The sequence below is a fragment of the Streptomyces sp. LaBMicrA B280 genome (assembly GCF_049222185.1).
In the GTDB taxonomy this organism is placed as follows: Bacteria; Actinomycetota; Actinomycetes; order Streptomycetales; family Streptomycetaceae; genus Streptomyces; species Streptomyces murinus.
Map to the genome: position 1 here is coordinate 52,677 of NZ_JBMJCT010000033.1, position 21,418 is coordinate 74,094.

Annotated in this window: 23 protein-coding genes; 13 read left to right on the plus strand and 10 right to left on the minus strand. The window is 71.0% G+C overall.

Annotation, left to right across the window (positions count from 1 at the left end):
- The first annotated feature begins 240 nt into the window (after positions 1 to 240).
- From ACLF5H_RS25200 to ACLF5H_RS25210, 3 genes are all read left to right on the plus strand, one after another.
- A complete protein-coding gene (locus ACLF5H_RS25200; RefSeq protein ID WP_421678307.1) occupies positions 241 to 1,353 on the plus strand; it encodes a LacI family DNA-binding transcriptional regulator in 1,113 nt (370 codons plus the stop codon).
- Positions 1,354 to 1,661: 308 nt separating this feature from the next.
- On the plus strand, positions 1,662 to 2,738 hold the full coding sequence (locus ACLF5H_RS25205; RefSeq protein ID WP_421678308.1) for a metallophosphoesterase: 1,077 nt from the start codon (positions 1,662 to 1,664) through the stop codon (positions 2,736 to 2,738).
- A 182-nt stretch (positions 2,739 to 2,920) separates the two neighbouring features.
- Positions 2,921 to 3,628, plus strand: a complete 708-nt coding sequence (locus ACLF5H_RS25210) for a hypothetical protein (RefSeq protein ID WP_421678309.1) — start codon at positions 2,921 to 2,923, stop codon at positions 3,626 to 3,628.
- Positions 3,629 to 3,708: 80 nt separating this feature from the next.
- Here ACLF5H_RS25210 and thiC read toward each other — a convergent pair whose 3' ends face one another.
- The gene (gene thiC, locus ACLF5H_RS25215) at positions 3,709 to 5,493 is read right to left on the minus strand and encodes a phosphomethylpyrimidine synthase ThiC (protein ID WP_421678310.1); all 1,785 of its coding nucleotides are present in this window, start codon (positions 5,491 to 5,493) and stop codon (positions 3,709 to 3,711) included.
- 242 nt (positions 5,494 to 5,735) lie between these two features.
- Here thiC and ACLF5H_RS25220 point away from each other — a divergent pair, with 242 nt between their 5' ends.
- Positions 5,736 to 7,232, plus strand: a complete 1,497-nt coding sequence (locus ACLF5H_RS25220) for a YibE/F family protein (RefSeq protein ID WP_421678311.1) — start codon at positions 5,736 to 5,738, stop codon at positions 7,230 to 7,232.
- 172 nt (positions 7,233 to 7,404) lie between these two features.
- Here ACLF5H_RS25220 and ACLF5H_RS25225 read toward each other — a convergent pair whose 3' ends face one another.
- The 4 genes from ACLF5H_RS25225 to ACLF5H_RS25240 all read right to left on the minus strand — a co-directional run bounded on the left by ACLF5H_RS25225 (position 7,405) and on the right by ACLF5H_RS25240 (position 9,685).
- On the minus strand, positions 7,405 to 7,842 hold the full coding sequence (locus tag ACLF5H_RS25225; protein WP_421678312.1) for an SsgA family sporulation/cell division regulator: 438 nt from the start codon (positions 7,840 to 7,842) through the stop codon (positions 7,405 to 7,407).
- A gap of 98 nt (positions 7,843 to 7,940) precedes the next feature.
- Entirely contained in the window at positions 7,941 to 8,801 is an 861-nt protein-coding gene (locus tag ACLF5H_RS25230; RefSeq protein WP_421678313.1) for an IclR family transcriptional regulator, read from the minus strand.
- Between the two features lie 200 nt (positions 8,802 to 9,001).
- The gene (locus ACLF5H_RS25235; protein WP_046418730.1) at positions 9,002 to 9,214 is read right to left on the minus strand and encodes a DUF5326 family protein; all 213 of its coding nucleotides are present in this window, start codon (positions 9,212 to 9,214) and stop codon (positions 9,002 to 9,004) included.
- 153 nt (positions 9,215 to 9,367) lie between these two features.
- Complete coding sequence (locus ACLF5H_RS25240; protein ID WP_037650489.1) at positions 9,368 to 9,685, minus strand: cupin domain-containing protein; 318 nt, start codon at positions 9,683 to 9,685, stop codon at positions 9,368 to 9,370.
- A 59-nt stretch (positions 9,686 to 9,744) separates the two neighbouring features.
- On the opposite strand from ACLF5H_RS25240, the gene ACLF5H_RS25245 reads away from it, so the two are divergent.
- The 6 genes from ACLF5H_RS25245 (at position 9,745) to ACLF5H_RS25270 (ending at position 14,475) form a co-directional block, all read left to right on the plus strand.
- The gene (locus tag ACLF5H_RS25245; RefSeq protein ID WP_421678314.1) at positions 9,745 to 10,122 is read left to right on the plus strand and encodes a phage holin family protein; all 378 of its coding nucleotides are present in this window, start codon (positions 9,745 to 9,747) and stop codon (positions 10,120 to 10,122) included.
- Between the two features lie 7 nt (positions 10,123 to 10,129).
- Complete coding sequence (locus ACLF5H_RS25250) at positions 10,130 to 10,651, plus strand: low molecular weight protein-tyrosine-phosphatase (RefSeq protein ID WP_421678315.1); 522 nt, start codon at positions 10,130 to 10,132, stop codon at positions 10,649 to 10,651.
- On the plus strand, positions 10,648 to 11,811 hold the full coding sequence (locus ACLF5H_RS25255) for a cystathionine gamma-lyase (RefSeq protein ID WP_421678316.1): 1,164 nt from the start codon (positions 10,648 to 10,650) through the stop codon (positions 11,809 to 11,811). Before ACLF5H_RS25250 ends, ACLF5H_RS25255 begins: the two co-directional genes overlap by 4 nt.
- 240 nt (positions 11,812 to 12,051) lie before the next feature.
- Complete coding sequence (locus ACLF5H_RS25260) at positions 12,052 to 12,957, plus strand: LysR family transcriptional regulator (RefSeq protein WP_421678317.1); 906 nt, start codon at positions 12,052 to 12,054, stop codon at positions 12,955 to 12,957.
- A gap of 80 nt (positions 12,958 to 13,037) precedes the next feature.
- The gene (locus ACLF5H_RS25265) at positions 13,038 to 13,520 is read left to right on the plus strand and encodes an NUDIX domain-containing protein (RefSeq protein WP_421678318.1); all 483 of its coding nucleotides are present in this window, start codon (positions 13,038 to 13,040) and stop codon (positions 13,518 to 13,520) included.
- 88 nt (positions 13,521 to 13,608) lie between these two features.
- Positions 13,609 to 14,475 carry a GNAT family N-acetyltransferase gene (locus ACLF5H_RS25270; RefSeq protein ID WP_421678319.1) on the plus strand — a complete coding sequence of 289 codons (867 nt, stop codon included), beginning with the start codon at positions 13,609 to 13,611 and terminating at the stop codon, positions 14,473 to 14,475.
- Between the two features lie 71 nt (positions 14,476 to 14,546).
- Here ACLF5H_RS25270 and ACLF5H_RS25275 read toward each other — a convergent pair whose 3' ends face one another.
- Together ACLF5H_RS25275 and ACLF5H_RS25280 are read right to left on the minus strand one after the other, a co-directional pair.
- Positions 14,547 to 14,966, minus strand: a complete 420-nt coding sequence (locus tag ACLF5H_RS25275; protein WP_421678320.1) for a GlcG/HbpS family heme-binding protein — start codon at positions 14,964 to 14,966, stop codon at positions 14,547 to 14,549.
- A gap of 69 nt (positions 14,967 to 15,035) precedes the next feature.
- Entirely contained in the window at positions 15,036 to 16,244 is a 1,209-nt protein-coding gene (locus ACLF5H_RS25280) for an MFS transporter (protein ID WP_421678321.1), read from the minus strand.
- Positions 16,245 to 16,388: 144 nt separating this feature from the next.
- Here ACLF5H_RS25280 and ACLF5H_RS25285 point away from each other — a divergent pair, with 144 nt between their 5' ends.
- Entirely contained in the window at positions 16,389 to 16,847 is a 459-nt protein-coding gene (locus tag ACLF5H_RS25285) for a MarR family winged helix-turn-helix transcriptional regulator (RefSeq protein ID WP_421678322.1), read from the plus strand.
- 9 nt (positions 16,848 to 16,856) lie between these two features.
- Entirely contained in the window at positions 16,857 to 17,309 is a 453-nt protein-coding gene (locus tag ACLF5H_RS25290; RefSeq protein ID WP_421678323.1) for a GNAT family N-acetyltransferase, read from the plus strand.
- Positions 17,310 to 17,405: 96 nt separating this feature from the next.
- On the opposite strand, the gene ACLF5H_RS25295 is transcribed toward ACLF5H_RS25290, so the two are convergent.
- From ACLF5H_RS25295 to ACLF5H_RS25305, 3 genes are all read right to left on the minus strand, one after another.
- On the minus strand, positions 17,406 to 18,791 hold the full coding sequence (locus tag ACLF5H_RS25295; RefSeq protein ID WP_421678324.1) for a serine hydrolase domain-containing protein: 1,386 nt from the start codon (positions 18,789 to 18,791) through the stop codon (positions 17,406 to 17,408).
- Positions 18,792 to 18,959: 168 nt separating this feature from the next.
- On the minus strand, positions 18,960 to 19,487 hold the full coding sequence (locus tag ACLF5H_RS25300; RefSeq protein ID WP_421678325.1) for an AAA family ATPase: 528 nt from the start codon (positions 19,485 to 19,487) through the stop codon (positions 18,960 to 18,962).
- A 30-nt stretch (positions 19,488 to 19,517) separates the two neighbouring features.
- A complete protein-coding gene (locus ACLF5H_RS25305) occupies positions 19,518 to 20,198 on the minus strand; it encodes a TetR/AcrR family transcriptional regulator (RefSeq protein WP_421678326.1) in 681 nt (226 codons plus the stop codon).
- 93 nt (positions 20,199 to 20,291) lie between these two features.
- Between ACLF5H_RS25305 and ACLF5H_RS25310 the strand changes: the two genes are divergently transcribed.
- Entirely contained in the window at positions 20,292 to 21,407 is a 1,116-nt protein-coding gene (locus ACLF5H_RS25310; RefSeq protein WP_421678327.1) for an FAD-dependent oxidoreductase, read from the plus strand.
- Positions 21,408 to 21,418 lie beyond the last annotated feature (11 nt).

Here is a 21,418-nt window from a genome sequence, read left to right on the forward strand (position 1 = left end):
TATGCGCCGGTGGCTCGCGCCGTAGCGCGCATCACCCGTGCAGGTGAGTTGAGACCTCTTCGAAACATCGGACCATTGGCAGGCTCATGCGCGCCGTCACGCTATGTCTTGCCAAGAAAGCGCTCAACTACCTTAGATTCACAGGTAGTTAACGGAGCATCACCATGCAGAAACGTGCCTGTCAACGAGTGCATATGCGTCCGCACTACCCCACCGCATGAGCCCTACTATCGGCTCGCCATGACAGCAGCAGGGAAGCACCAGGTGAGCCGCGCGGAAACCTCACGTCGAGGCAGCCGGCCGGGCCGGGCGGGCATCAGGGACGTGGCCGCCGCCGCCGGCGTCTCCATCACGACCGTCTCCGACGCCCTCAACGGCAAGGGCCGGCTCCCGGACGCCACCCGTCGCCATGTCCGCGAGGTCGCCGAACGGCTGGGGTACCGCCCCTCGGCCGCCGCCCGCACCCTCCGTACCGGCAAGTCGGGTCTGATCGGCCTGACCGTGACCACGTACGGGGATGAACCTTTCACCTTCACGGAGTTCGCGTACTTCGCCGAGATGGCGCGGGCCGCCACCTCGGCGGCGCTGGCCCGGGGCTACGCCCTGGTCATCCTGCCCGCGACCTCCCGCCACGACGTGTGGTCCAACGTCGCCCTCGACGGCACCGTCGTCATCGACCCCTCCGACCAGGACCCGGTGGTCAGCGAACTCGTCCGCCAGGGCCTGCCCGTCGTCTCCGACGGCCGCCCGGCGGGCGCTCTCCCGGTCACCGCCTGGGTGGACAACGACCATGAGGCCGCCGTCCTCGGCATCCTCGACCATCTCGCCGCCGCCGGTGCCCGCCGTATCGGCCTGCTCACCGGCACCTCGACCGACACGTACACCCACCTGTCCACCACGGCCTATCTGCACTGGTGCGAGCGGGTCGGCCAGGACCCGGTCTACGAGTCCTATCCGGCGCACGACCCGTGCGCGGGCGCCGTCGCCGCCGACCGGCTGCTCGCCCGGCCCGACCGGCCCGACGCGGTCTACGGGCTGTTCGACCCCAACGGCACCGATCTGCTCGCCGCCGCCCGCCGCTACGGGCTGCGCGTCCCGGACGATCTGCTGCTGGTGTGCTGCAGCGAGTCCACCGTGTACGCCAGCACCGAGCCGCCCGTCACCACGCTCTCGCTCAAGCCGCGCCGTATCGGCACGGCCGTCGTCCAGCTGCTCATCGACGCGATCGAGGGCGTGGAGTCGGAGCAACCGGTCGAGCAGGTCATACCGACCGAGCTGATCGTGCGCACGTCCTCCCAGCGGCGGCCCCCGCGCACGACGGTCAGCCCGCCGCGGTCCCCCGACGACACGTAGGACGGGCCGCGCGGCGGCGGCTCGGGCTCCGTCCGGAGTCGGCGCGGACGGCTGTTCGACGGCGGCCCGGCCGCCGTTCGGCCGCTCCGCCGCGCGGGCCGCACCGGGCCTGCGGTCCTCCGACCACCGCCGAACACCTGCCCAAACGGGGCGAAAGCCGCGACGAAGCGGAGTCTTGTTCCGATTGACCACCCCTGGGTCATCACATGGCGCGACGCGCATTCCTATGATGGGCCCACGACACCGCGGACCGCTGCGACCAGGCAGTCCGAAGCGGTGCAGATGCGGCGCGATGGTGGAGGGGTCTGATGACTCAGGGGGCCGGTCAGGGACCCGAGGTGGAGCGGACGGCGACGCTGCGCGACTTCCGGGTGCCCGCGTACGTCCACGAGTCCGGTCCGTACGTCCCCCGCACCCAGGGCGAGAGCGCGCCGCCCGCCGAGGAGTCGTACCCCGAGGCGTACACGCCCACCCAGCGCGATCTGCCGGTCATCAACCGCGGCGACACGCTCCAGATGCCCGTCGAGCCGGCACCCGCCGCCCCGGCCGCACAGCCCGCGGCGGGGCCCGGCCCGCTCTTCGTCGTCGGCGATGTGCACGGCTATCTCGACGAACTGATGGCCGCCCTGCGGGAGCAGGGGCTGATCGACGACGCGGGCCAGTGGTGCGCCGGCACCACCCGGCTGTGGTTCCTCGGCGACTTCACCGACCGCGGACCGGACGGCATCGGCGTCATCGACCTGGTGATGCGGCTGTCCGCCGAGGCGGCCGCGGCCGGCGGCTACTGCAAGGCCCTCATGGGCAATCACGAGCTGCTGCTGCTCGGCGCCAAGCGGTTCGGCGACACACCCGTCAACTCCGGTGCGGGCACCGCCACGTTCCAGGCGGCCTGGCTGCTCAACGGCGGCCAGAAGACCGACATGGACCGCCTCCAGGACCACCATCTCCAGTGGATGGCCCGCCTCGACGCGCTGGAGGAGGTCGACGGCTATCTGCTGGTGCACTCCGACACCACCGCCTACCTCGACTACGGCGACTCCATCGAGGCCGTCAACGACACCGTCCGCGAGCGGCTCACCCGCAATGACGCGGACGAGTGCTGGGACCTGTTCCGCAAACTCACCAAGCGCTTCTCCTTCCGCGACGAGGGCGGCGCCGACGCCGTGCGCTCCCTGCTGGACACCTACGGCGGCACCCGGATCGTGCACGGCCACAGCCCGATCCCCTACCTGCTGGGCGAAGTGGGTTCCGAGGACGGCGAGGAGAGCAACGATCCGGTGGTCGAGGGACCGCATGTCTATGCCGAGGGGCTCGCCATCGCCATGGACGGCGGAGTGACCATGGCCGGAAAGCTGCTGGTGAGGCAACTCCCGCTGGAGCACTGACCGTTCTCCGGGCGGCCTCCGCCATACCGGAGTACGCGCAGGCCGGGACGCAATTTCCGGCAATCCCCTGTCACCACGCGCCGTCACGGCTCTACCATCGGCTTATCCGTAGCAGGCTCCCCTCCGTTTCTGCCCGACGGCTCGCCGCTGCGCGAGCCCCAAGCCCTACGGAGCATCGGGGGATGCACATGAACAGCCTTCCGCAGCACCTGCGGAGCGAGGACCACCGGGAGTTCGAGCGGCTCCTCGACGAGGTGCTGCGCTCCGCACCACACCGACCGGAACTGGCCGCCGTGGGAGAGCGGCTCAACCCCGCGCAACTGCGCACCATGGCCCTCGCCGCGTCCGCGCTCATCACGGCGGCCGCGGCCGCCGAGTACCAGCGCTATGTGCGGATCCGCGACGAACTGCGCCACCCGGAGCAGGCCCTGGGCGCGGCCGACACCGCATCCGTCGAGCCGGATCCGGCCGCGACGGATCTCGCCGCCGCGCACGGCGCGGGCGCGGTCGCGGTCGTCGCCGTCCTGGCGCCGCTGCTGTCCGCGACCGCGGCGGTGATATTCCTGCTCATCGGCTACATCCTGAGAACCCTGGACCCCGGACAGTCCATCGCCAACACCATGCTCACCGCCGGCTGGGTGTTCGGGGCCCTGACCGTGGCCGCGCTTCTCGTCGCCGCCGCCGGACTCCTCCTGACCGCCCTGCGCAACGGCTCCTCCCCCGAATCCCGGGCCCGCGACGCCGCCACCGAGGAGGTCGCCAGAGCCAGAGCCGCCTGGGAGACCGCCCTCCTGGAGCGCGGCATCCTCCCCTTCCTCCAGGAGGCCCTCACCGACCACCCCGGCCACGCGGGCCCGGAACACGCCGATCCGGAACACCAGCCGGACTGACCCCGCCGGGCGGGGCCTTCGGCCCGATGAGGCGCCGCTCCGAAGCCGGTGGCCCGGCCGGAGCGGCGCTCATGTCCTCCTCAGTCCGCGATCGGCAGGTACACCCGGTTCCCGGCCTCCGCGAACTCCTTCGACTTCTGGGCCATGCCCTCCTCGATCTCGGTCCGGTTGCCGCCGTGCTCGCGACGGATGTCCTGCGAGATCTTCATGCTGCAGAACTTCGGGCCGCACATGGAGCAGAAGTGCGCCGTCTTGGCAGGCTCGGCCGGAAGGGTCTCGTCATGGAACTCGCGGGCCGTGTCCGGGTCGAGGGCCAGGTTGAACTGGTCCTCCCAGCGGAACTCGAAGCGCGCGTCCGAGAGGGCGTCGTCCCAGTCCTGCGCACCCGGGTGTCCCTTGGCGAGGTCGGCCGCATGGGCGGCGATCTTGTAGGTGATGACACCGGTCTTGACGTCGTCCCGGTTGGGCAGGCCCAGGTGTTCCTTCGGGGTGACGTAGCAGAGCATCGCCGTGCCCCACCAGGCGATCATCGCGGCGCCGATGCCGGAGGTGATGTGGTCGTACGCCGGTGCGATGTCCGTGGTCAGCGGGCCGAGCGTATAGAACGGGGCCTCGTCGCAGATCTCCTGCTGAAGGTCGATGTTCTCCTTGATCTTGTGCATCGGGACGTGCCCGGGGCCCTCGATCATCGTCTGTACGTTCAACCGCCGGGCGATCCGACCGAGTTCCCCCAGCGTGCGCAGCTCCGCGAACTGGGCCTCGTCATTGGCGTCCGCGATGGACCCGGGCCGCAACCCGTCGCCCAGCGAGTACGTGACGTCGTAGGCGGCGAGGATCTCGCACAGCTCCTCGAAGTTCTCGTACAGGAACGAGTCCTTGTGGTGCGCCAGGCACCACGCGGCCATGATGGAGCCGCCCCGCGAGACGATGCCGGTCTTGCGATTGGCCGTGAGCGGTACGAACGGCAGCCGTACGCCGGCGTGGACGGTCATGTAGTCCACACCCTGCTCGGCCTGCTCGATGACGGTGTCCTTGTAGATCTCCCAGGTCAGCTCCTCCGCCCTGCCGTCGACCTTCTCCAGCGCCTGGTACAGCGGCACCGTGCCGATCGGGACGGGGGAGTTGCGCAGCACCCACTCGCGGGTGGTGTGGATGTTGCGGCCGGTGGAGAGGTCCATGACCGTGTCGGCGCCCCAGCGGGTCGCCCAGGTCATCTTCTCGACCTCCTCCTCGATGGACGACGTCACCGCGGAGTTGCCGATGTTGGCGTTCACCTTCACCAGGAACCGCTTGCCGATGATCATCGGCTCGATCTCCGGGTGGTTGACGTTGACCGGCAGCACCGCCCGGCCCGCCGCGATCTCCTCGCGGACCACCTCGGGGGAGACCTTCTCCCGGAGGGCCACGAACTCCATCTCGGGCGTGATCTCGCCCCGGCGCGCGTACGCGAGCTGTGTCACCGCCTGCCCGCCACGGCCCCGGCGCGGCTGGCGCGGACGGCCCGGGAAGACCGCGTCCAGATTGCGCAGCCCGCCGCGCGGCGAGGTGTGCTTGATGCCGTCGTCCTCGGGGCGGACGGGACGGCCCGCGTACTCCTCGGTGTCGCCGCGGGCGATGATCCAGTTCTCCCGCAGCGGCGCGAGCCCCCGGCGGACGTCGGTGTCGACGAGTTGATCGGTGTACGGGCCGGACGTGTCGTACAGCGTGACCGACTGCCCGTTGGTGAGATGCACCTGACGGACCGGCACCCGCAGGTCGGGGCGTGAGCCCTCGACGTACGCCTTGTGCCAGCCGATGGACTTCCCGGCCTCCGAGGACATGTCGTCCTGGACGGAGGCAGGCGTGCGTGCGTCCTTGTTGGTCATGAGACCTACTCCCTACGCCGGCATTACCCGGTAACAGGTTCGGCGGTCGACGCAGCGGCTTCCGTCGCCCGAGGTCTCCCGGGGAACATCGCATGTTCCACGTGAAACATCGCTTCTACGGAGGTCAGCGCCCTCTCAGCCCGGTGCTCCGAGCTCCCGCGTGTGCAAAGGTGTCTCCACGCTAGCGTCATCCGTGACGCGATGAACAGTGGGCCCTCCCTGGTTCTTGCGATGATCTGGCGATGACCCGGATGGACCAGCACCCGTACCAGCCGCCCGGCCCGCGCCGGCACGACGGCTCGGCACCCCCGAGCCAGGGCCACCGTCACGACCATGGGCAAGCCCAGGACCAAGCCCCGGACCGGAGCCCGGCCTCACCTCAGGCCCCGGATCACGACCGCGGGCACAGCCACGGCGCGGGCCACGGACACGGCTCCGGCCATGGGCACGGACACAGCCATGGCCATGGCCCCGCCGCGCCCGTCTCCCGGCATCTGCGCAAGGTGATCGCGGCGATCCTCGTCCCGTTCACCGCGGCGGTCGTGGCCGGTCTGGTGGTGCTCTGGCCCGGTGGCGCCCCCTCGCACAAGCACAGCGGTGTCGGCTTCGACCGGCAGACCCAACAGGCCACGGTGACCCGGGTGGACGAGGTGAGCTGCGCCTCGGTGAGCGCCGGGGGCGGGGCACCGAGCGGTGATGCCTCCGGCGGCGCCTCGACGGGCCGGCAGTCCGGCGGCACCTGCAAGAAGGCCACCGTCCGGGTCGACTCCGGCAAGGACAAGGGCCGTACGTTCACCGAGATCGTGCAGCCCGACCAGCCCCGGCAGCTGCACCAGGGCGAGCAGGTCATCGCCGCCTACGAACCGACCGCCCCGAAGGACCTCCAGTACTCGGTCGCCGATGTGAACCGCAAGTTCCCGATGGGGCTGCTCGCGGGCATCTTCGCGCTCGCCGTCGTGGTGGTGGGCCGGCTGCGCGGGGTCATGGCCCTCGTGGCGCTGGCGGTGAGCTTCCTGGTGCTGAACCAGTTCATCCTGCCCGCGATCCTCCAGGGCTCCAATCCCCTGCTGGTGGCGGTGATCGGGGCGAGCGCCATCATGCTGATCGCCCTGTACATGTGCCACGGACTGTCGGCCCGTACATCGGTGGCGGTGCTCGGCACGCTGATCTCGCTGTCCCTGATCGGTCTGCTCGGCTCCGTGTTCATCGGCTGGGCGGCCCTCACCGGCAACACCGACGACAGCACCGGTCTGATCCACGGGCTGTATCCGAAGATCGACATGAGCGGTCTGCTGCTGGCCGGCGTCATCATCGGCTCGCTCGGCGTCCTGGACGACGTGACGGTCACCCAGACCTCCGCCGTGTGGGAGCTGCACGAGGCCAACCCCACGATGGGCCCGCGCGGGCTGTACCGGGCGGCCATCCGGATCGGCCGCGACCACATCGCGTCCGTCGTCAACACCCTGGTGCTCGCCTACGCCGGTGCCGCGCTGCCGTTGCTGCTGCTGTTCTCCATCGCGCAGAGCAGTGTGGGGGCGGTGGCCAACAGCGAGCTGGTGGCCGAGGAGATCGTGCGCACCCTGGTGGGCTCCATCGGGCTGGTCGCCTCGGTGCCGGTCACCACCGCGCTCGCCGCCCTGGTGGTGGCGGCCGACCGGAGCGCCCCGGGCACGGAGAGCGCCACCGGCACCCAGCCCCTGCCGGCCCGTGGTGGCCGGGGGCGGCGCCGGAAGCGATGAGGCGGGGCGGGCCGTCCGGCAGGGGACCGGACACCGCCCGCCACCCCGCGCGGAACCCGGGTGGGACCCGCGAGGAAGCCCGTACGAGGCTCTGTAAGGGGCCTTCTGAAGAAGCGTTACTGCACGGCCCCGTGGCACCTGGCGGAGCGTCCCTGCCCCGTCCCTCGGCGTCTCAGCCCGCGCTCTGCTCCTCGGCGAGAATCCGGTCCAGCGCCTCGTCCAGATGCGCGTCGAAGTCGGCGAGCGCTCCCTCCTGGCCGAGCGGCACCAGTTTGTCCGTGCGATCGAGGAAGGCCACGAGCGGCGCCGCCGACGAGCGGAACAGGGCCTGATCGCCGCCGACCTGAAGCCTGATCAGCACCTCGCCCAGCACATCGGCCTCGACGGGGGAGATCCGCACATCCCCTTCCCCGCACGGCCCCCCGACGCCGTCGATCAGCAGTTCCCGACCGAAGACCCAGGTCACCGGGGCATCGCCGGGCAGATGGAAGGTGAGCCGCACGGCGTAGGGATCGCCGGTCTCGTAGCGCAACTCCACCGGAATGCGGAAGGAGAGCTCCTCCGAGACGAGAAAGCTCATCATGACCTCTGCCTGTACGGACTCGCGCATCGCCTACCCCGTCATATGACATCGACTGGCCGGGTTTGATCCCTCTGACCGTGGTAAATCTTGCTGAAAGTACACAGTGGATCACAAGGAGTAAGTTTTCAGATACTGATAGAGAGGGTCAGCGATCCCAGATGCCGCCCGATCTCCGTCTGGAGCCGCTGCGCCGCGGGCAGCAGCCGGTCGGCCTGATGGGCCGGGAGGGAGAGGGCCATGGTGGCCGCGGTGCTGCCGACCGTGATGGGGACCGCGGCGCAGACCGTGCCGAGCGCGTACTCCTGGCGCTCCGTCACCGGTTCCATGCGCCGCATCCGGGCCAGCCGCCTCAGCAGGGCGTCGCTGTCCCGCACGGTGTAGGGCGTGAGGGCCTGCACCGGATAGCGGGCGAGGTACTCGCGCCGGGCGCCCTCGTCCAGCTGGGAGAGCAGGCACTGCCCGATGGCGTGCGCGTGCCCGGTCTCGCGGAAGTCGGCCCACTCCTCGGCCGCGGGGGACTCACGGGAGTCGGCGACGCAGAGAACCTCGATCTCGCCGTCCCGGTACATCGCGTAGTACATCGGGGCGCCGATGGAATCGCGCCAGTGCGCGAGCGTGTCCGCGACCCTGCCGCGACGTTTCTCCCGCGCCCCGCTGCTGCTCAGCCGCTCGGCCGCGTCGCCGAGGAAGAAGAGCCCCTTGTCCCGGCGCAGATAGCCCTCGTGCACCAGGGTGCGCAGCAGGTGGTAGGTGGTGGGCAGGGCCAGGCCGGTCGCGCGGGCGAGCTGCTTGGCGGGGGCGCCGTACGGATGGGCCGCGACGGTCTCCAGCAGCCGCATGGCGCGCTGCACGGATCCGATGAGGGTCGCGGGGGCCGGCTGCGGCGGAACGGCCATCCCGGTCGGCCGCCGGGCCGGTGGGGTGCGGGGGCGTGGCTGGGCGGGGAGTGCGGGGGTTTTCGCCGGTGCGGTGTCGACCGTGGCCAAGGGTTACTCCGGGAACGCGAGGGGGCAGCCCGTGCGCAGGTGGGGAGCACGGATGGGTTTCTGCGCCACCCACGGGGCCGCACCCCGTGGGGAGTTCCGGACTCTAACCGGCCGCCACCGCGTGCGGCCGGGCTCACGGGGAAACTTCCCTCCCCCGAGGGAACCGGCACCCCCTTACCGGTCACCGGTTCCCGAGTGACTCACCAGTCGCCGTGCGAGGAGGAGTTGGACATGAACTTGCGCACGATGTAGATCAGCCCGCCGACCAGGGCGACGAAGACCAGCGCCTTGAACAGCAGCCCGATCACGAAACCGACGACGCTCGCTATCAGGCCGCCGAACACGACCAGGGCGATGACCGGCACCGCGACCCACTTCACCCACCACGGCAGTCCCGCGAAGATCCCTCGCATGGCCCTCGTCCTTCTCGTCTCGTGCGTACGTGTACGTCGCGTACGGTCCCGATGTCCTGCACTCGATGCTAGAGCCGAGGGAGGGTCCAGCGGGGGCCCTGCAGCCCTTGTCCTTCCCTGAGCCGTCCCCTAGGGAACCCGGAGACCCGACCCTCATGCCTCGGGTGGAGAGAAGACGACGAGCACCCTCAGATCCTCGCTGATGTGGTGGAACTTGTGGGCGACACCGGCGGGCACGTACACCACGCTGCCCCGCGCCACCTCGGTCGTCTCCAGGCCGACGGTGATCGAGGCCCGGCCGCTGACGACGAAGTACACCTCGTCCTGCTTGTGCGGCTGCTGCGGGTCGTGCGCGCCCGAGTCGAGGGCGTACAGGCCGACCGACATGTTCCGCTCCCGCAGGAACTGAAGATAGGCACCCTCGTTGGCGGCGCGCTCCGCCTCCAGGTCGTCCAGCCGGAATACCTTCATCCGCTTCGTCGCCCTCGCCTCACTGCTCGCTTCCGACCGGGTCTGCCACGATCGGAGTCATGAAGAACTTCGTAGTCAAGACGATCGTGAACGCGGGCGCCCTCGCGGTGGCCGTATGGCTCCTCGACAAGATCACCCTGACCGGTACCAGCACGGCCAAGAAGGCCGGCACGCTGATCGTCGTTGCGCTGATCTTCGGCCTGGTGAACTCCCTGGTCAAGCCGATCCTGAAGGTGCTCACCTTCCCGCTGTTCATCCTGACCCTGGGTCTGATCACCCTGATCGTCAACGCGCTGATGCTGCTGCTGACGTCCTGGGTGTGCGGCAAGCTCCAGTTGAGCTTCCATGTGGAGGGGTTCTGGACGGCCGTGCTCGGCGGTCTGATCATCTCGGTCGTCTCCTGGGCCCTGCACATGATCCTGCCGGACGAGGACTGAGCGCCCCATGACCTACCGCGTCTGCTTCGTGTGCACCGGCAACATCTGCCGTTCCCCGATGGCCGAGTACGTCTTTCGCGCGCGGGTGAGGGAGGCCGGGCTCGCGGACCGGGTGGAGATCGACAGCGCGGGCACCGGCGGCTGGCACGAGGGCGAGGCCGCCGACCCGCGCACCGTCACCGTCCTGCGGGACGGCGGCTATGACTGCGACCACATCGCACGCCGGTTCCGGCCGTCCTGGTTCGCCCGCCGCGACCTCGTGATCGCCCTCGACGCGGGCCATCTGAGGGACCTGCGCCGCCTTGCGCCCACCGAGGACGACGCGCGCAAGGTCCGCCTGCTGCGCGCGTACGCCCGCCGCTCGCCGGGCGTCCTCGCGCCGGACGACCCCCTGGGCGACGATCTCGACGTGCCGGACCCGTACTACGGGGGCCCGGACGGTTTCGAGGAATGCCTTGAGATGGTGGAGAAGGCGAGCATCGGGCTGCTCGCCGCCGTACGGGAACACCTGGAGGGACGGGCCGCATGAGCGACGCAACCGTGGACGAGGGGCCCGTGGGCGAGGGACCCGTGGGCGACGGCACGCGTGCGGTCCGGGCCGGGCTGCCCGAGCCGGTCAAGCACGAGCCGACGCTGCCGGGCCCCGTCTTCGCCGCGCACTTCCATCTGCCGGGCGAGGTGACCGGACCGTACTCCTACGGCCGTGACGACAACCCGACCTGGACGCTGCTGGAGAACGCCATCGGCGAGCTGGAGGCTCCCGGGCGGCCGGACGTCGAGACGCTGGTGTTCGCCTCCGGTATGGCCGCGATCTCCGCCGTGCTGTTCTCCCAGCTGCGCGCCGGGGACGCGGTGGTGCTGCCGTCCGACGGCTATCAGGCGCTGCCGCTGGTCCGCGCCCAGCTGGAGGCGTACGGCGTCGAGGTGCGCACCGCGCCCACCGGCGGGGACGCCCAGCTGGCGGCCCTGGAAGGGGCCCGGCTGCTGTGGATCGAGTCCCCGTCCAACCCGGGGCTCGATGTGTGCGACATCCGCCGTCTGGCGGTCGCGGCACACGCCCAGGGCACCCTGGTGGCCGTCGACAACACCCTCGCCACCCCGCTCGGCCAGCGCCCGCTGGCCCTGGGCGCCGATTTCACCGTGGCCAGCGGCACCAAGCAGCTCACCGGGCACGGCGATGTCCTGCTCGGGTACGTGGCCGGCCGCGATGCCGGGGCGATGGCGGCCGTACGCCGCTGGCGCAAGATCGTCGGGGCGATCCCGGGGCCGATGGAGGCATGGCTCGCGCATCGCTCCATCGCCACGATCCAGCTGCGCGTCGACCGGCAGAACGCGACCGCGCTCACCGTCGCCGAGGCCCTGCGGCAGCGTACGGAGGTCACCAGTCTGCGCTATCCGGGGCTGCCGGACGACCCCGCGCACAAGATCGCTTCGCGGCAGATGCGCCGCTACGGCTGCGTCGTGTCGTTCACGCTGCCCACGCGTGCGCGCGCCGAGCGTTTTCTCGCCGCCCTGCGGCTGGTGGAGGACGCGACGAGCTTCGGCGGGGTGCGCTCCACCGCCGAGCGCCGCGGCCGCTGGGGCGGGGACGCCGTCCCGGAGGGCTTCGTCCGGATGTCCGTCGGCGCCGAGGATCCCGAGGACCTGGTGGCGGACATCCTGCGCGCCCTGGACGAGTCGGCGGAGTAACCCCGCCGCTTCGGCCGGGGCGGCCCGTGAAGGCGTCGGCATGCCCGTATTCGTACGACGGTCCGAGCCTCCCCCCTCGTGGCTCGGACCGTCTCCGGTTCCGTTTGCGAAGAACCGTGCGACCCAGGCTAGTTGACTCTCTGGCAGTGTCCAATCACGCTAGCGACAGGGGCCTATCGACATATTTATAGTTGACGCCTGCCGGGGCCGGACAAGGGCGAGGGCAGGGGAGGGCACGCCATGGATCTGGCCTTGCTGCGCACCTTTGTCACCGTGCACCGGGCCGGCTCCTTCACCCGCGCCGCGGCCCTGCTCGGCCTCTCCCAGCCCGCCGTCACCTCGCAGATCCGCACCCTGGAACGCCAGTTGGGCAAGCCCCTCTTCCTGCGCCAGGCGCGCGGGGTCACCCCGACCACCATCGGCGACGAACTCGCCCACCAGGCCGCGCCCCATCTCGACGCGCTGATGGAGATAGCCGAGTACCGCCTGGACGACGGATACGCGCCGACGACCCTGCACCTGGCCGGGCCCCCGGAGTTCACCGCCGAACGCGCCCTGCCCGCCCTCGCGGAACTGACCGGGAAGGGCCACCGGGGCTTCGCGCTGCGCGCCTCCTTCGGGACCCCGGAGGAGGTTCTGGAGGGGCTCGCGGCCGGTCACCACGATCTGGCGATCAGCACCGTACGGCCGCGCGGCGCCCTGTTCACCGCGACGGCGCTCTGCGACGAGGAGCATGTACTGGTCGCCGCGCCCCGCTGGGCGCAGTGCCTCGATCCGGACGCGCTGCGACTGAAGGGGGCGCCCGCCCTCCAGGACCTGCCCGTGATCGACGTCCACGAGTCGCTGCCCCTCGTCTCCCGCTACTGGGCCTCTGTCTTCGACGCCCGCCCCGCCGCCCCCGGTACGGTCGTCGCCGCCGATCTGCGGGCCGTCCTCGCCTGTGCGAGCGCGGGCGCGGGACTGGCCGTACTGCCCCGCTATCTCTGCGCACCGGCCCTCGACCGGGGTGCGGTCGTGGCCCTGTACGACCCGGTGGTGCCGCCGCTGCGCACCTATTTCCTGGTGGTCCGCACGGGCACCCTCGCCCTGCCGACCGTGGCCCGCGCCCGTGAGGGGCTGCTCCGGGCGGCAGCGAGCTGGGGCTGACGCCCCCCGGCCACGCAGCGCGGTCAACCGGTTCCGCTTTGCGATGTTTCACGTGGAACCAGCCGGGCCACATTTCTCCCATGACCGTCCGACCCGTGGTCAAGCGCACCGCCCGTGCCGTTCTGCTGGACGGCGACGACCTCATCCTGATCAAGCGCACCAAGCCCGGCGTCGATCCCTACTGGGTGACCCCCGGCGGCGGGGTCGATCCCGAGGACTCGACCGTCGTCGACGCCCTGCACCGGGAGGTGTACGAGGAACTGGGCGCCAAGATCAGCGATGTGGTGCCGTGTTTCGTGGACACCGTGGAGCACATCGGTGAGGACGGCGGCGCGACCGGCGTGAAGGTGCAGCACTTCTTCGTCTGCCGACTGGCGTCCATGGACCCGTCCCTGCGCCATGGCCCGGAGGTGGAGGAGCCCGCCGGCGAGTACGAGATCGTCCGCATCCCGTTCACCCGCGTCGGCATCGCGTCCGTCCATCTCGTCCCGCTGTCGCTGCGGCACTATCTGGACGGCAACATCGAGGGCGTACGCGCCATGCACGCCCCCGACCTGGGGTAGCGGGCGCGTCCTGCCGGGTGACCGAAGGAGCGATGTTTCACGTGAAACGGGTGGACGCCGGGGGTCTGCTTCGGACAGCCTGACGTGCGTGCCAACTCCTTCCCTCGACGCACTGCCCATCCGTCGTCTGACGCTGCGCGATCTCACCGCCTGCGCCGACCTGTCCGAGGACCGGGGGTGGCCACGCGAGGAACACAAGTGGGGCTTCCTCCTCACCGCCGGGCGCGGCTACGGCATCGACGATCCTCAGGGTGGTCTCGTCGCCGCGTGCGTCATCACCGAGTACGGCTCCTGGGGGCAACCGGAACTCGGCGCCGTCGGCATGGTGCTGGTCGCCGAACGCCACGCCCGCCGAGGTGTCGGGCGCCGCTTGATGCGACATGTGGTGTCCGCCATGGACGGCACCCCGCTGACCCTGTACGCCACGGAGAACGGCCGTCCTCTGTACGAGGAGCTGGGCTTCAAGGTGACAGGGCGGGCGGAGATGCTCAGAGGCCGCTTCGCACCCGGCGGCCCGGACCTCGGGGTCAGGACGCGGGCCGCCGCCGCGGAGGACCTTCCCCGGATCCTGCGCGTGGACGAGGAGGTGTTCGGCGCCGACCGGACCCCGCTCATCGCACGGCTCCCGGCCTTCGCGGACCAGCTGCGGGTGGCCGAGGAGGACGGCCGGATCATCGGCTACGCGGCCGCGTGGCCCAACATGGACACCCATGTCGTCGGCCCGCTGATCGCCCGGGACACGGAGACCGCCCAGGCCCTGATTGCCTCACTGGCGGCCGGCACGGACCGCCCGCTGCGCACCGACATCGACGTACGCCACGAGGAGTTGCTGGCCTGGACCAAGGCCCGGGGGCTGGCCTCGGTGACGCACAACGCGGTGATGACGTACGGCATCGCCGAGCCCCCGGGCGACTGGACGCGCCGGTTCGCCCCGCTGACGGTGGCCGCCGGCTGAGACGTCGTACGACGCCCGCAGGCCCCGTCGCTCGAAGCGGCGGGGCCTGCGGGCGTTGCGGACCGGGGCGATCAGGCGAGGGCCTGTACGGCAGCGGTGGCGAAGCCGTGGTCCTGCTCCGGGGCGCCGCCGCCGACACCGACCGCGCCGATCAGCCGGCCGTCGCGGTGGACGGGGACACCACCCGCGATGAACAGCAGCGGCCGGTCGAGGGCGGTGGGCAGCGTGTGGAAGAGGCCGCCCGGCTGGACGGCGTCGACCAGGTCGGCGGTGGGGGCGTTCAGCTGGAGCGCGGTGTAGGCCTTGCGGGTGCTGGTCTCGCCGGAGATCAGCACCGCCCGGTCGTCACGGCGGAAGGCGAGCGGATGGCCCCCGGCGTCCAGGACGGTGACGCTGACGGTGAGTCCCGCCTCCTCGGCCACCCTGCGGGCCGTGGCGACGAGCAGTTCGGCGTCCTCGGTGGTGAGCGGGGCGACGGCGGTGGTGCTCATGGAAGGTTCTCCCTCAGGTGTTTCGGTGGGGGTGTCCGTGGGCCGCGGATGGCTGCGGACCGGGGTGGCTCAGTGGTGGACGGCGGCGGGCCGGTCGGCGGGCGCGGTGGCGGCCACGGTGGCGCCGTGCGGGGTCTCGCGGCGCTCCAGGGCGGCCGAGAGGACGGCGAGGACCAGGGCGGCCGCGGCGAGCGCGGCACCGACCCAGTTGGGGGCCGTGTAGCCGAGGCCGGCCGAGATCACCAGTCCGCCGAGCCAGGCGGAGAGCGCGTTGCCCAGGTTGAAGGCGCCGATGTTCACGGCCGAGGCGAGTGTCGGCGCGCCATGGGCGTGGTCGAGGACGCGCTTCTGCAGCGGCGGGACGGTGGCGAAGCCGAGGGCACCGATCAGGGCGATGGTGACGGCCGCCGCGATCTTGTTGTGCGCGGTCACTGTGAACAGGGCGAGGACGACGGCCAGGGCGCCGAGCGCGATGTAGAGCATCGGCATCAGGGCGCGGTCGGCGAACCTGCCGCCGACGAGGTTGCCGCCGACCATGCCGAGGCCGAACAGGACCAGCAGCCAGGTGACCGAGCCGTCGGCGAAACCGGCGACGTGGGTCATCATCGGCGCGATGTAGGTGACGGCCGCGAAGACGCCGCCGAAACCGAGGACGGTCATCGCCATGGCCAGCAGGACCTGGGCGTTCTTGAAGGCGGCCAGCTCGTGGCGCAGGTGCACGCCCTCGGGCCGGGGCAGCTCGGGCACCAGCTTGGCGATGCCGACGAGACCGATGACACCGAGTCCGGCGACGACCGCGAAGGTGACACGCCAGCCGACGTGCTGGCCGATCAGCGTGCCCAGGGGGACACCGACGACATTGGCGACCGTCAGACCGGTGAACATCATGGCGATGGCACCGGCCTTCTTCTGGGGCGCGACCAGCTCGGCCGCGACGACCGAACCGATGCCGAAGAAGGCGCCGTGGGCGAGCGAGGCGATCACTCGTCCGATCACCATGACGGCGAAGGCGGGGGCGAGGGCGGACAGCAGGTTCCCGGCGATGAAGAGACCCATCAGCAGCATCAGCATCCGCTTGCGCGGGATCCTGGTGCCGAGCACGGTCATCAGCGGGGCACCGATGACCACGCCGAGGGCGTAGCCGGTCACGAGCAGGCCGGCCGTGGGGATGGAGACGCCGAAGTCGCCCGCGACCTCGGGCAGCAAGCCCATGACCACGAACTCGGTGGTGCCGATTCCGAAGGCCCCGATCGCGAGGGCCAGAAGCGCGAGAGGCATGTGGGGGTACACCTTCCCAGAAGATTGCATGAGCGCTTTGCGTGTTTCGACAATAGTTGCAGACGCGGCTTAAATGCAAGAGCTGTCTATTGCGGGCAGTGGTCTACCCTGGGGGCAACCACTCCGAGACGGAGGAGAACGCCCATGACAGCGACGGACCCCGCGCTCACCGCCCTCGCCCAGGGCTGGTGCGCCCTCTCTGCGCTGCACGGCAGGATCGAGGCGCACATCGAGCGCGCCCTCCAGGCCGGGCACGACCTCAGCGTGCGCGAGTACTCGCTGCTCGACGTGCTGAGCCGGCAGCACGACGGCGAGGGCGGGCATCTGCAGATGAAGCAGGTCGCCGAGGCGGTCGTACTCAGCCAGAGCGCCACCACACGCCTGGTGACCCGTCTGGAGGACCGCGGTCTGCTGGAGCGTTATCTGTGCCCCACCGACCGGCGCGGCATCTACACCAACGTCACCGAGGCGGGCCTGCAACTTCTCGAAGAGGCGCGCCCCACCAATGACGGCGCCCTGCGCGAGGCCCTGGACGGGGCTTCCAAGAACCCCGAACTCGCGCCGCTGGTACGGGTGGTGGAGTCGCTGAACGTCCCCGCATAGGGTGCGGGCATGGGAGATCTTGAGATACGTGCCGCGGCCGAGGACGACCTTGTGGCGATCGTCGCGATGCTCGCCGACGATCCACTGGGTGCGCAGCGGGAGTCTCCCGACGATCTGACCCCGTACCGGGCGGCGCTGCGGCGGCTGGTGGCGGACCCGAACCAGCACCTCGTCGTCGCCGTGCGCGACCATCGGGTGGTCGGCACCCTCCAGCTCACGATCATCCCCGGGCTGTCCCACCGGGGCGCGACCCGTGCACTGATCGAGGCCGTTCGCATCCACGCGGACGAGCGGGGCAGCGGGCTGGGCACCGAGCTGATCCAGTGGGCCGTCGACACGGCCCGACGGCTCGACTGCGTGATGGTGCAGCTGACGTCCGACAAGAAGCGCCCGGACGCCCACCGCTTCTACGAGCGGCTCGGATTCACCGCGTCGCACGAAGGCTTCAAGCTGCGCCTCTGACCTTCTTCGCTCCGGCGGAGGGGAGCAGAGCACGACAAAGGGGTCGCACCGCATGTTTCACGTGAAACAGACGATGCGACCCCTCTTGTCTCCCGCCTACTTGATGCCGCGCCAACCCTGTGGGTCCACGCCGCCCGGCACCGGGGCCTCGGGATCGTACGGCTGCCGGGTGAACACGAACGAGCCGAGGTCGAGGTGGCTCAGGGACCCGTCCGGCCGCCGTACGGGCCGCAGCAGCTCCCCGGCGTAGTAGTCCTCCAGCCCCGTCCAGGTGCCGTCGCCGTTCGGCCGGAAGCGGGACCCGCGACCGCCGCCGGTCAGCGGGTCCAGCGAGATATGGCCGTCGGCCGTCACCCGCAAGCCGAAGGCACCGGTCCCCCAGTACCACTGCCCGGCCAGCTCCAGCACCGCCGGGTCGACCTCACGCAGCGGACGCCAGGGCTCGGGGATGCGGGGCTCCGCCTCGGCGACGATCCGTACGAGGTCGTCGCCCACCGCGCCCAGGGACGGCCCGCTGGTGCAGTTGGTGAGCACCACCGCGGCCACGTCGTCCTCCAGGCTGATGGTGAGGTTCGCCAGGAAGCCGGGCAGCGAGCCGGAGTGGCCGAACAGCAGGTGTCCGCCACGGGCGTGGAGCTGCATGCCGAGGCCGTAGGTGACCCCGTCCACCACATCGGGGGTCTCGGCCGGTGCCGCCGGGGTCCGCATCTCGCGCACCGACTCCGCGCCGAGCACCCGCTCGTCACCGCGGGCCAGGAAGACCGCGAACCTCGCCAGGTCCCCCGTGGTCGACCACAGCTGACCGGCGGACGCCATCCGGCCGAGGTCCTCCATCGGCTCAGGCAGCAGGGCGTCGGCCCATGGATGCACCGCCCAGCCGCCCGCGTACGGGGCTTCCGGCCGGGGAGTGGTGCGACGCAGGCCGAGCGGTTCGAGGATCTCCCGGCGCAGCACCTCCTCCCAGGGGGCACCACGCAGCTTTTCCACCAGCGCGCCGAGCAGCGTGTAGCCGGTGTTGGAGTAGTGGTGCAGGCGGCCCGCGGGGTGCAGCAGGGGCTGTTCACCGAGCACGTCGGAGAGTTCGGGCCGCAGGGAGCCGGGCGTCCGCTCCCACCAGGGTCCGGGTGACTCGGCCGCCACCCCGGAGGTGTGCGCGAGCAGTTCGGCGATCCTGGCCTGCCCGACGCCGGTGCCCGGCAGATGCTTGTCCAGCGGATCGGCGAGGTCGAGCACGCCCTCGTCGCGCAGCCGCATCACCAGTACGGCCGTGAAGGTCTTGGTGATCGAACCGATCCGGTACTGCACGTTCTCGTCCGGCGCGTGCCCGTCCACCGAGCTCCGCGCCCCGTGCCACACGGTCTGCCCGCCGCGCACCACGGCGGCGACCAACGACGGCGCCCGCCCCTCGCTCTGTGCCACGGCGATCCTGTGCAGCAGCGCGCGCTGGGTCCCCGGGAGCAGCGCATCCTGTGAAGTCGTCATTCCCCCAGTCCACCTGCTGGAACGCCGTGCGTCGAATCCATTTCCGACGCAGGGTCCGCGTCCGGGAGGGGCCCGGGAGCGGTTACCCGGTGTCGCATGCGCCGACAGGAAAGTCCCCGGAGAAGTGGGGTGTTGGTCGTCATGAGGCCCAAGGACTCCATCCCGGGGTCATGTGGCTTCCCGGTCGAACGCCTCACGGACCTGGCGCGCGATATCGGACGGATCGGTGGGGCGGGTCGTGTCCACCGTGATGACGGTGCCGTGGCCGAGTGGCCGGTCGTACTGGGCCAGGACCTCGGGCCGGAGTTCATGGACGACGTGCACCGCGTGGGCCTCGGGGGCGCGCTCGGCGTAGCGGCGGGCGGCCTCAGCCGGTGGGCACCGGCAATGGACCTCGACCACGGTCGCGCCCAAGGACTCCAGGTGGGGGCGGGTGTCGGGGTGGCGCGGCAGGAAGTTGGCCTCCAGGACGGCCTCCGGGCAGCGCGCGGCCAGGGCCCAGATCAACCGCATGGCCGCGGCGCCCAGTCGGCGCGAGGACGCCAGATCCACCGGCGTGTCCAGCGCGTCGTGCAGGGTCTCCTTGATGTGGTCCTTGGACAGCAACGGGAAACGGAGTTCTGCCGACAGCGGTAGCGCCAGGGTGGTCTTGCCGGCTCCGGGCGCCCCGGTGACGAGCACGATGCGACGGGTCACCCGACCGATGATGCGGGCTTCGCCGCCACCTCACCGCGAAACGCGGGCTTCGATGCCGTCGAGCAGGAATTCGAGGCCCATCCGGAAGGTGTGGTCGGCGTCCCGGTGGGCGGCGTCGCGCACCACCGCGGCCAGCGCGGGGAATCGGCCGGTGGCGAAGGTCCGCTGCAGATAGGGCCCGAGTGCGGCCTGCCAGCGCTTCTCGTCCAGCCCACTGGCCCGCTCGGCACGCCGTTCCGCGATCTCCCGGCGCACCGCGCCGATCACATACGCGTTGACCGCCGCGACCATCGGCATGACGTCGTCCAGGGCGACGCCGTCCAGTCGGGCCACCACGGTCTCGCCGTTGGCCAGTGCGTGCGGCCCGAGCTGCGGTCGGCCACCGAGCAGATCGGCGAGCCATTCGTGCTCGTGGGCGGCCCGCCGGGTGGCTTCGGCAAGCGAGCGCAGCACCTCCCGCCAGCCGTCTCCGGCGGGCCGGATCTCGGCGTAGGCCGCGTCGACCATCAGGTCGAGCAGCTCCTCCTTGCTCGCGATGTAGCCGTACAGCCGCATCGGCCCGACGCCCAGCGCGGTGGCGACCTTGCGCAGCGACACGGCCTCCAGGCCGTCCGCGTCGGCCAGCCGGATCGCCGTTCGCACGATGCGTTCTCGGTTCAGCGGGGCCGGAACCGGCCGATCCGGCGGCTCCGGCCTCTCCCACACCAACATGCCGCCAACGATACATCGCATTGATCGATACAGTGTATCGACACGTACGGCGTATCGAAGAAGCACCGAAGAAGAGAAGCAAGAGAGGCAACCATGACCATCGCCATCGTCGGAGCCGGCCTCGGCGGCCTGGCTCTCGCTCGTGTGCTGCACGTCCACGGCATGGATTCCGTCGTGTACGAACGTGCGTCGTCGCGCGGCGCGCGCGGTCAGGGCGGCATGCTCGACATCCACTCCGGCCAGCGGGCGCTGCGCGAGGCCGGTCTACTCGACCGGTTCCACGCGATCGCCCGTGGCGCGGGCCAGGACATGCGTCTCCTCGAACCGGACGGCACCCTCCTGCTCCAGGAGGACACCCCGGACGACGCCCCGCTCGACCGGCCCGAGGTCGACCGCGCCGACCTGCGCGACCTGCTGCTGGACTCCCTCCCCGAAGACACGGTGCGCTGGGGGCACGCGTGCACGTCCGCCGGCCACGGCCGACTGCACTTCGCCGACGGCGGCGGCGCGTCGTACGACCTGCTGGTCGGCGCGGACGGCGCGAACTCCCGGGTCCGCGCGCTGCTCACCGCCGCCCGCCCCGCGCATATCGGCCAGAACGTCGTAGAGATCGGCATCCCCGATATCGACCGTACGCACCCCGGCCTCGCGGCGATGGTCGGGCGCGGCAACTACTGGGTGCTCGGCGACGGGACGTCCCTGGCGGCGCAGCGCAACGGCGACGGCCGCGTGCGCATCGGCATCAGCTTCTACAACACCACCGAGGACTGGTTCGCCACCAGCGGGATCCCGTTCGACGACCCGGCCGCCGCCCGGGCGCGGCTGATCGATCTGCTCTCCGGCTGGCACCCCCGGTTCACCGCGCTGATCGCGGCCTGCGACGACACGATCGTGCCGCGCTCGATCACCGCCCTCCCGGTCGGCCTGACCTGGCCGTCGACGCCGGGCGTCACCCTGCTCGGCGATGCCGCGCACCTGATGCCGCCGGTGGGCCAGGGCGCCAACATGGCGTTGCTCGACGGCGCCCTGCTCGGACTCGCGCTGGCCGCGCGCCCGGACGACTTCCCCGCCGCCGTCGCGGAATACGAGCACGAGATGTTCGAACGCACCGGCGCCGCCGCCCGGATGTCCGCGAAGATGAAGGACCTGCTGATGTCCCCGGGCGCCGCCCGGAAGATGCTCGCGTTCTTCCAGCCCGACGGCGCCTGAAACCCGGCGGG

What these genes read in the sequence shown, in the direction of transcription:
- ACLF5H_RS25200 (WP_421678307.1), top strand. Translation starts at nt 241, where the DNA reads ATGACAGCAGCAGGGAAGCACCAGGTGAGCCGCGCGGAAACCTCACGT.
- ACLF5H_RS25205 (WP_421678308.1), top strand. Translation starts at nt 1,662, where the DNA reads ATGACTCAGGGGGCCGGTCAGGGACCCGAGGTGGAGCGGACGGCGACG.
- ACLF5H_RS25210 (WP_421678309.1), top strand. Translation starts at nt 2,921, where the DNA reads ATGCACATGAACAGCCTTCCGCAGCACCTGCGGAGCGAGGACCACCGG.
- thiC (WP_421678310.1), bottom strand. Translation starts at nt 5,493, where the DNA reads ATGACCAACAAGGACGCACGCACGCCTGCCTCCGTCCAGGACGACATG.
- ACLF5H_RS25220 (WP_421678311.1), top strand. Translation starts at nt 5,736, where the DNA reads ATGACCCGGATGGACCAGCACCCGTACCAGCCGCCCGGCCCGCGCCGG.
- ACLF5H_RS25225 (WP_421678312.1), bottom strand. Translation starts at nt 7,842, where the DNA reads ATGCGCGAGTCCGTACAGGCAGAGGTCATGATGAGCTTTCTCGTCTCG.
- ACLF5H_RS25235 (WP_046418730.1), bottom strand. Translation starts at nt 9,214, where the DNA reads ATGCGAGGGATCTTCGCGGGACTGCCGTGGTGGGTGAAGTGGGTCGCG.
- ACLF5H_RS25240 (WP_037650489.1), bottom strand. Translation starts at nt 9,685, where the DNA reads ATGAAGGTATTCCGGCTGGACGACCTGGAGGCGGAGCGCGCCGCCAAC.
- ACLF5H_RS25245 (WP_421678314.1), top strand. Translation starts at nt 9,745, where the DNA reads ATGAAGAACTTCGTAGTCAAGACGATCGTGAACGCGGGCGCCCTCGCG.
- ACLF5H_RS25250 (WP_421678315.1), top strand. Translation starts at nt 10,130, where the DNA reads ATGACCTACCGCGTCTGCTTCGTGTGCACCGGCAACATCTGCCGTTCC.
- ACLF5H_RS25255 (WP_421678316.1), top strand. Translation starts at nt 10,648, where the DNA reads ATGAGCGACGCAACCGTGGACGAGGGGCCCGTGGGCGAGGGACCCGTG.
- ACLF5H_RS25260 (WP_421678317.1), top strand. Translation starts at nt 12,052, where the DNA reads ATGGATCTGGCCTTGCTGCGCACCTTTGTCACCGTGCACCGGGCCGGC.
- ACLF5H_RS25265 (WP_421678318.1), top strand. Translation starts at nt 13,038, where the DNA reads ATGACCGTCCGACCCGTGGTCAAGCGCACCGCCCGTGCCGTTCTGCTG.
- ACLF5H_RS25275 (WP_421678320.1), bottom strand. Translation starts at nt 14,966, where the DNA reads ATGAGCACCACCGCCGTCGCCCCGCTCACCACCGAGGACGCCGAACTG.
- ACLF5H_RS25280 (WP_421678321.1), bottom strand. Translation starts at nt 16,244, where the DNA reads ATGCCTCTCGCGCTTCTGGCCCTCGCGATCGGGGCCTTCGGAATCGGC.
- ACLF5H_RS25285 (WP_421678322.1), top strand. Translation starts at nt 16,389, where the DNA reads ATGACAGCGACGGACCCCGCGCTCACCGCCCTCGCCCAGGGCTGGTGC.
- ACLF5H_RS25290 (WP_421678323.1), top strand. Translation starts at nt 16,857, where the DNA reads ATGGGAGATCTTGAGATACGTGCCGCGGCCGAGGACGACCTTGTGGCG.
- ACLF5H_RS25295 (WP_421678324.1), bottom strand. Translation starts at nt 18,791, where the DNA reads ATGACGACTTCACAGGATGCGCTGCTCCCGGGGACCCAGCGCGCGCTG.
- ACLF5H_RS25305 (WP_421678326.1), bottom strand. Translation starts at nt 20,198, where the DNA reads ATGTTGGTGTGGGAGAGGCCGGAGCCGCCGGATCGGCCGGTTCCGGCC.
- ACLF5H_RS25310 (WP_421678327.1), top strand. Translation starts at nt 20,292, where the DNA reads ATGACCATCGCCATCGTCGGAGCCGGCCTCGGCGGCCTGGCTCTCGCT.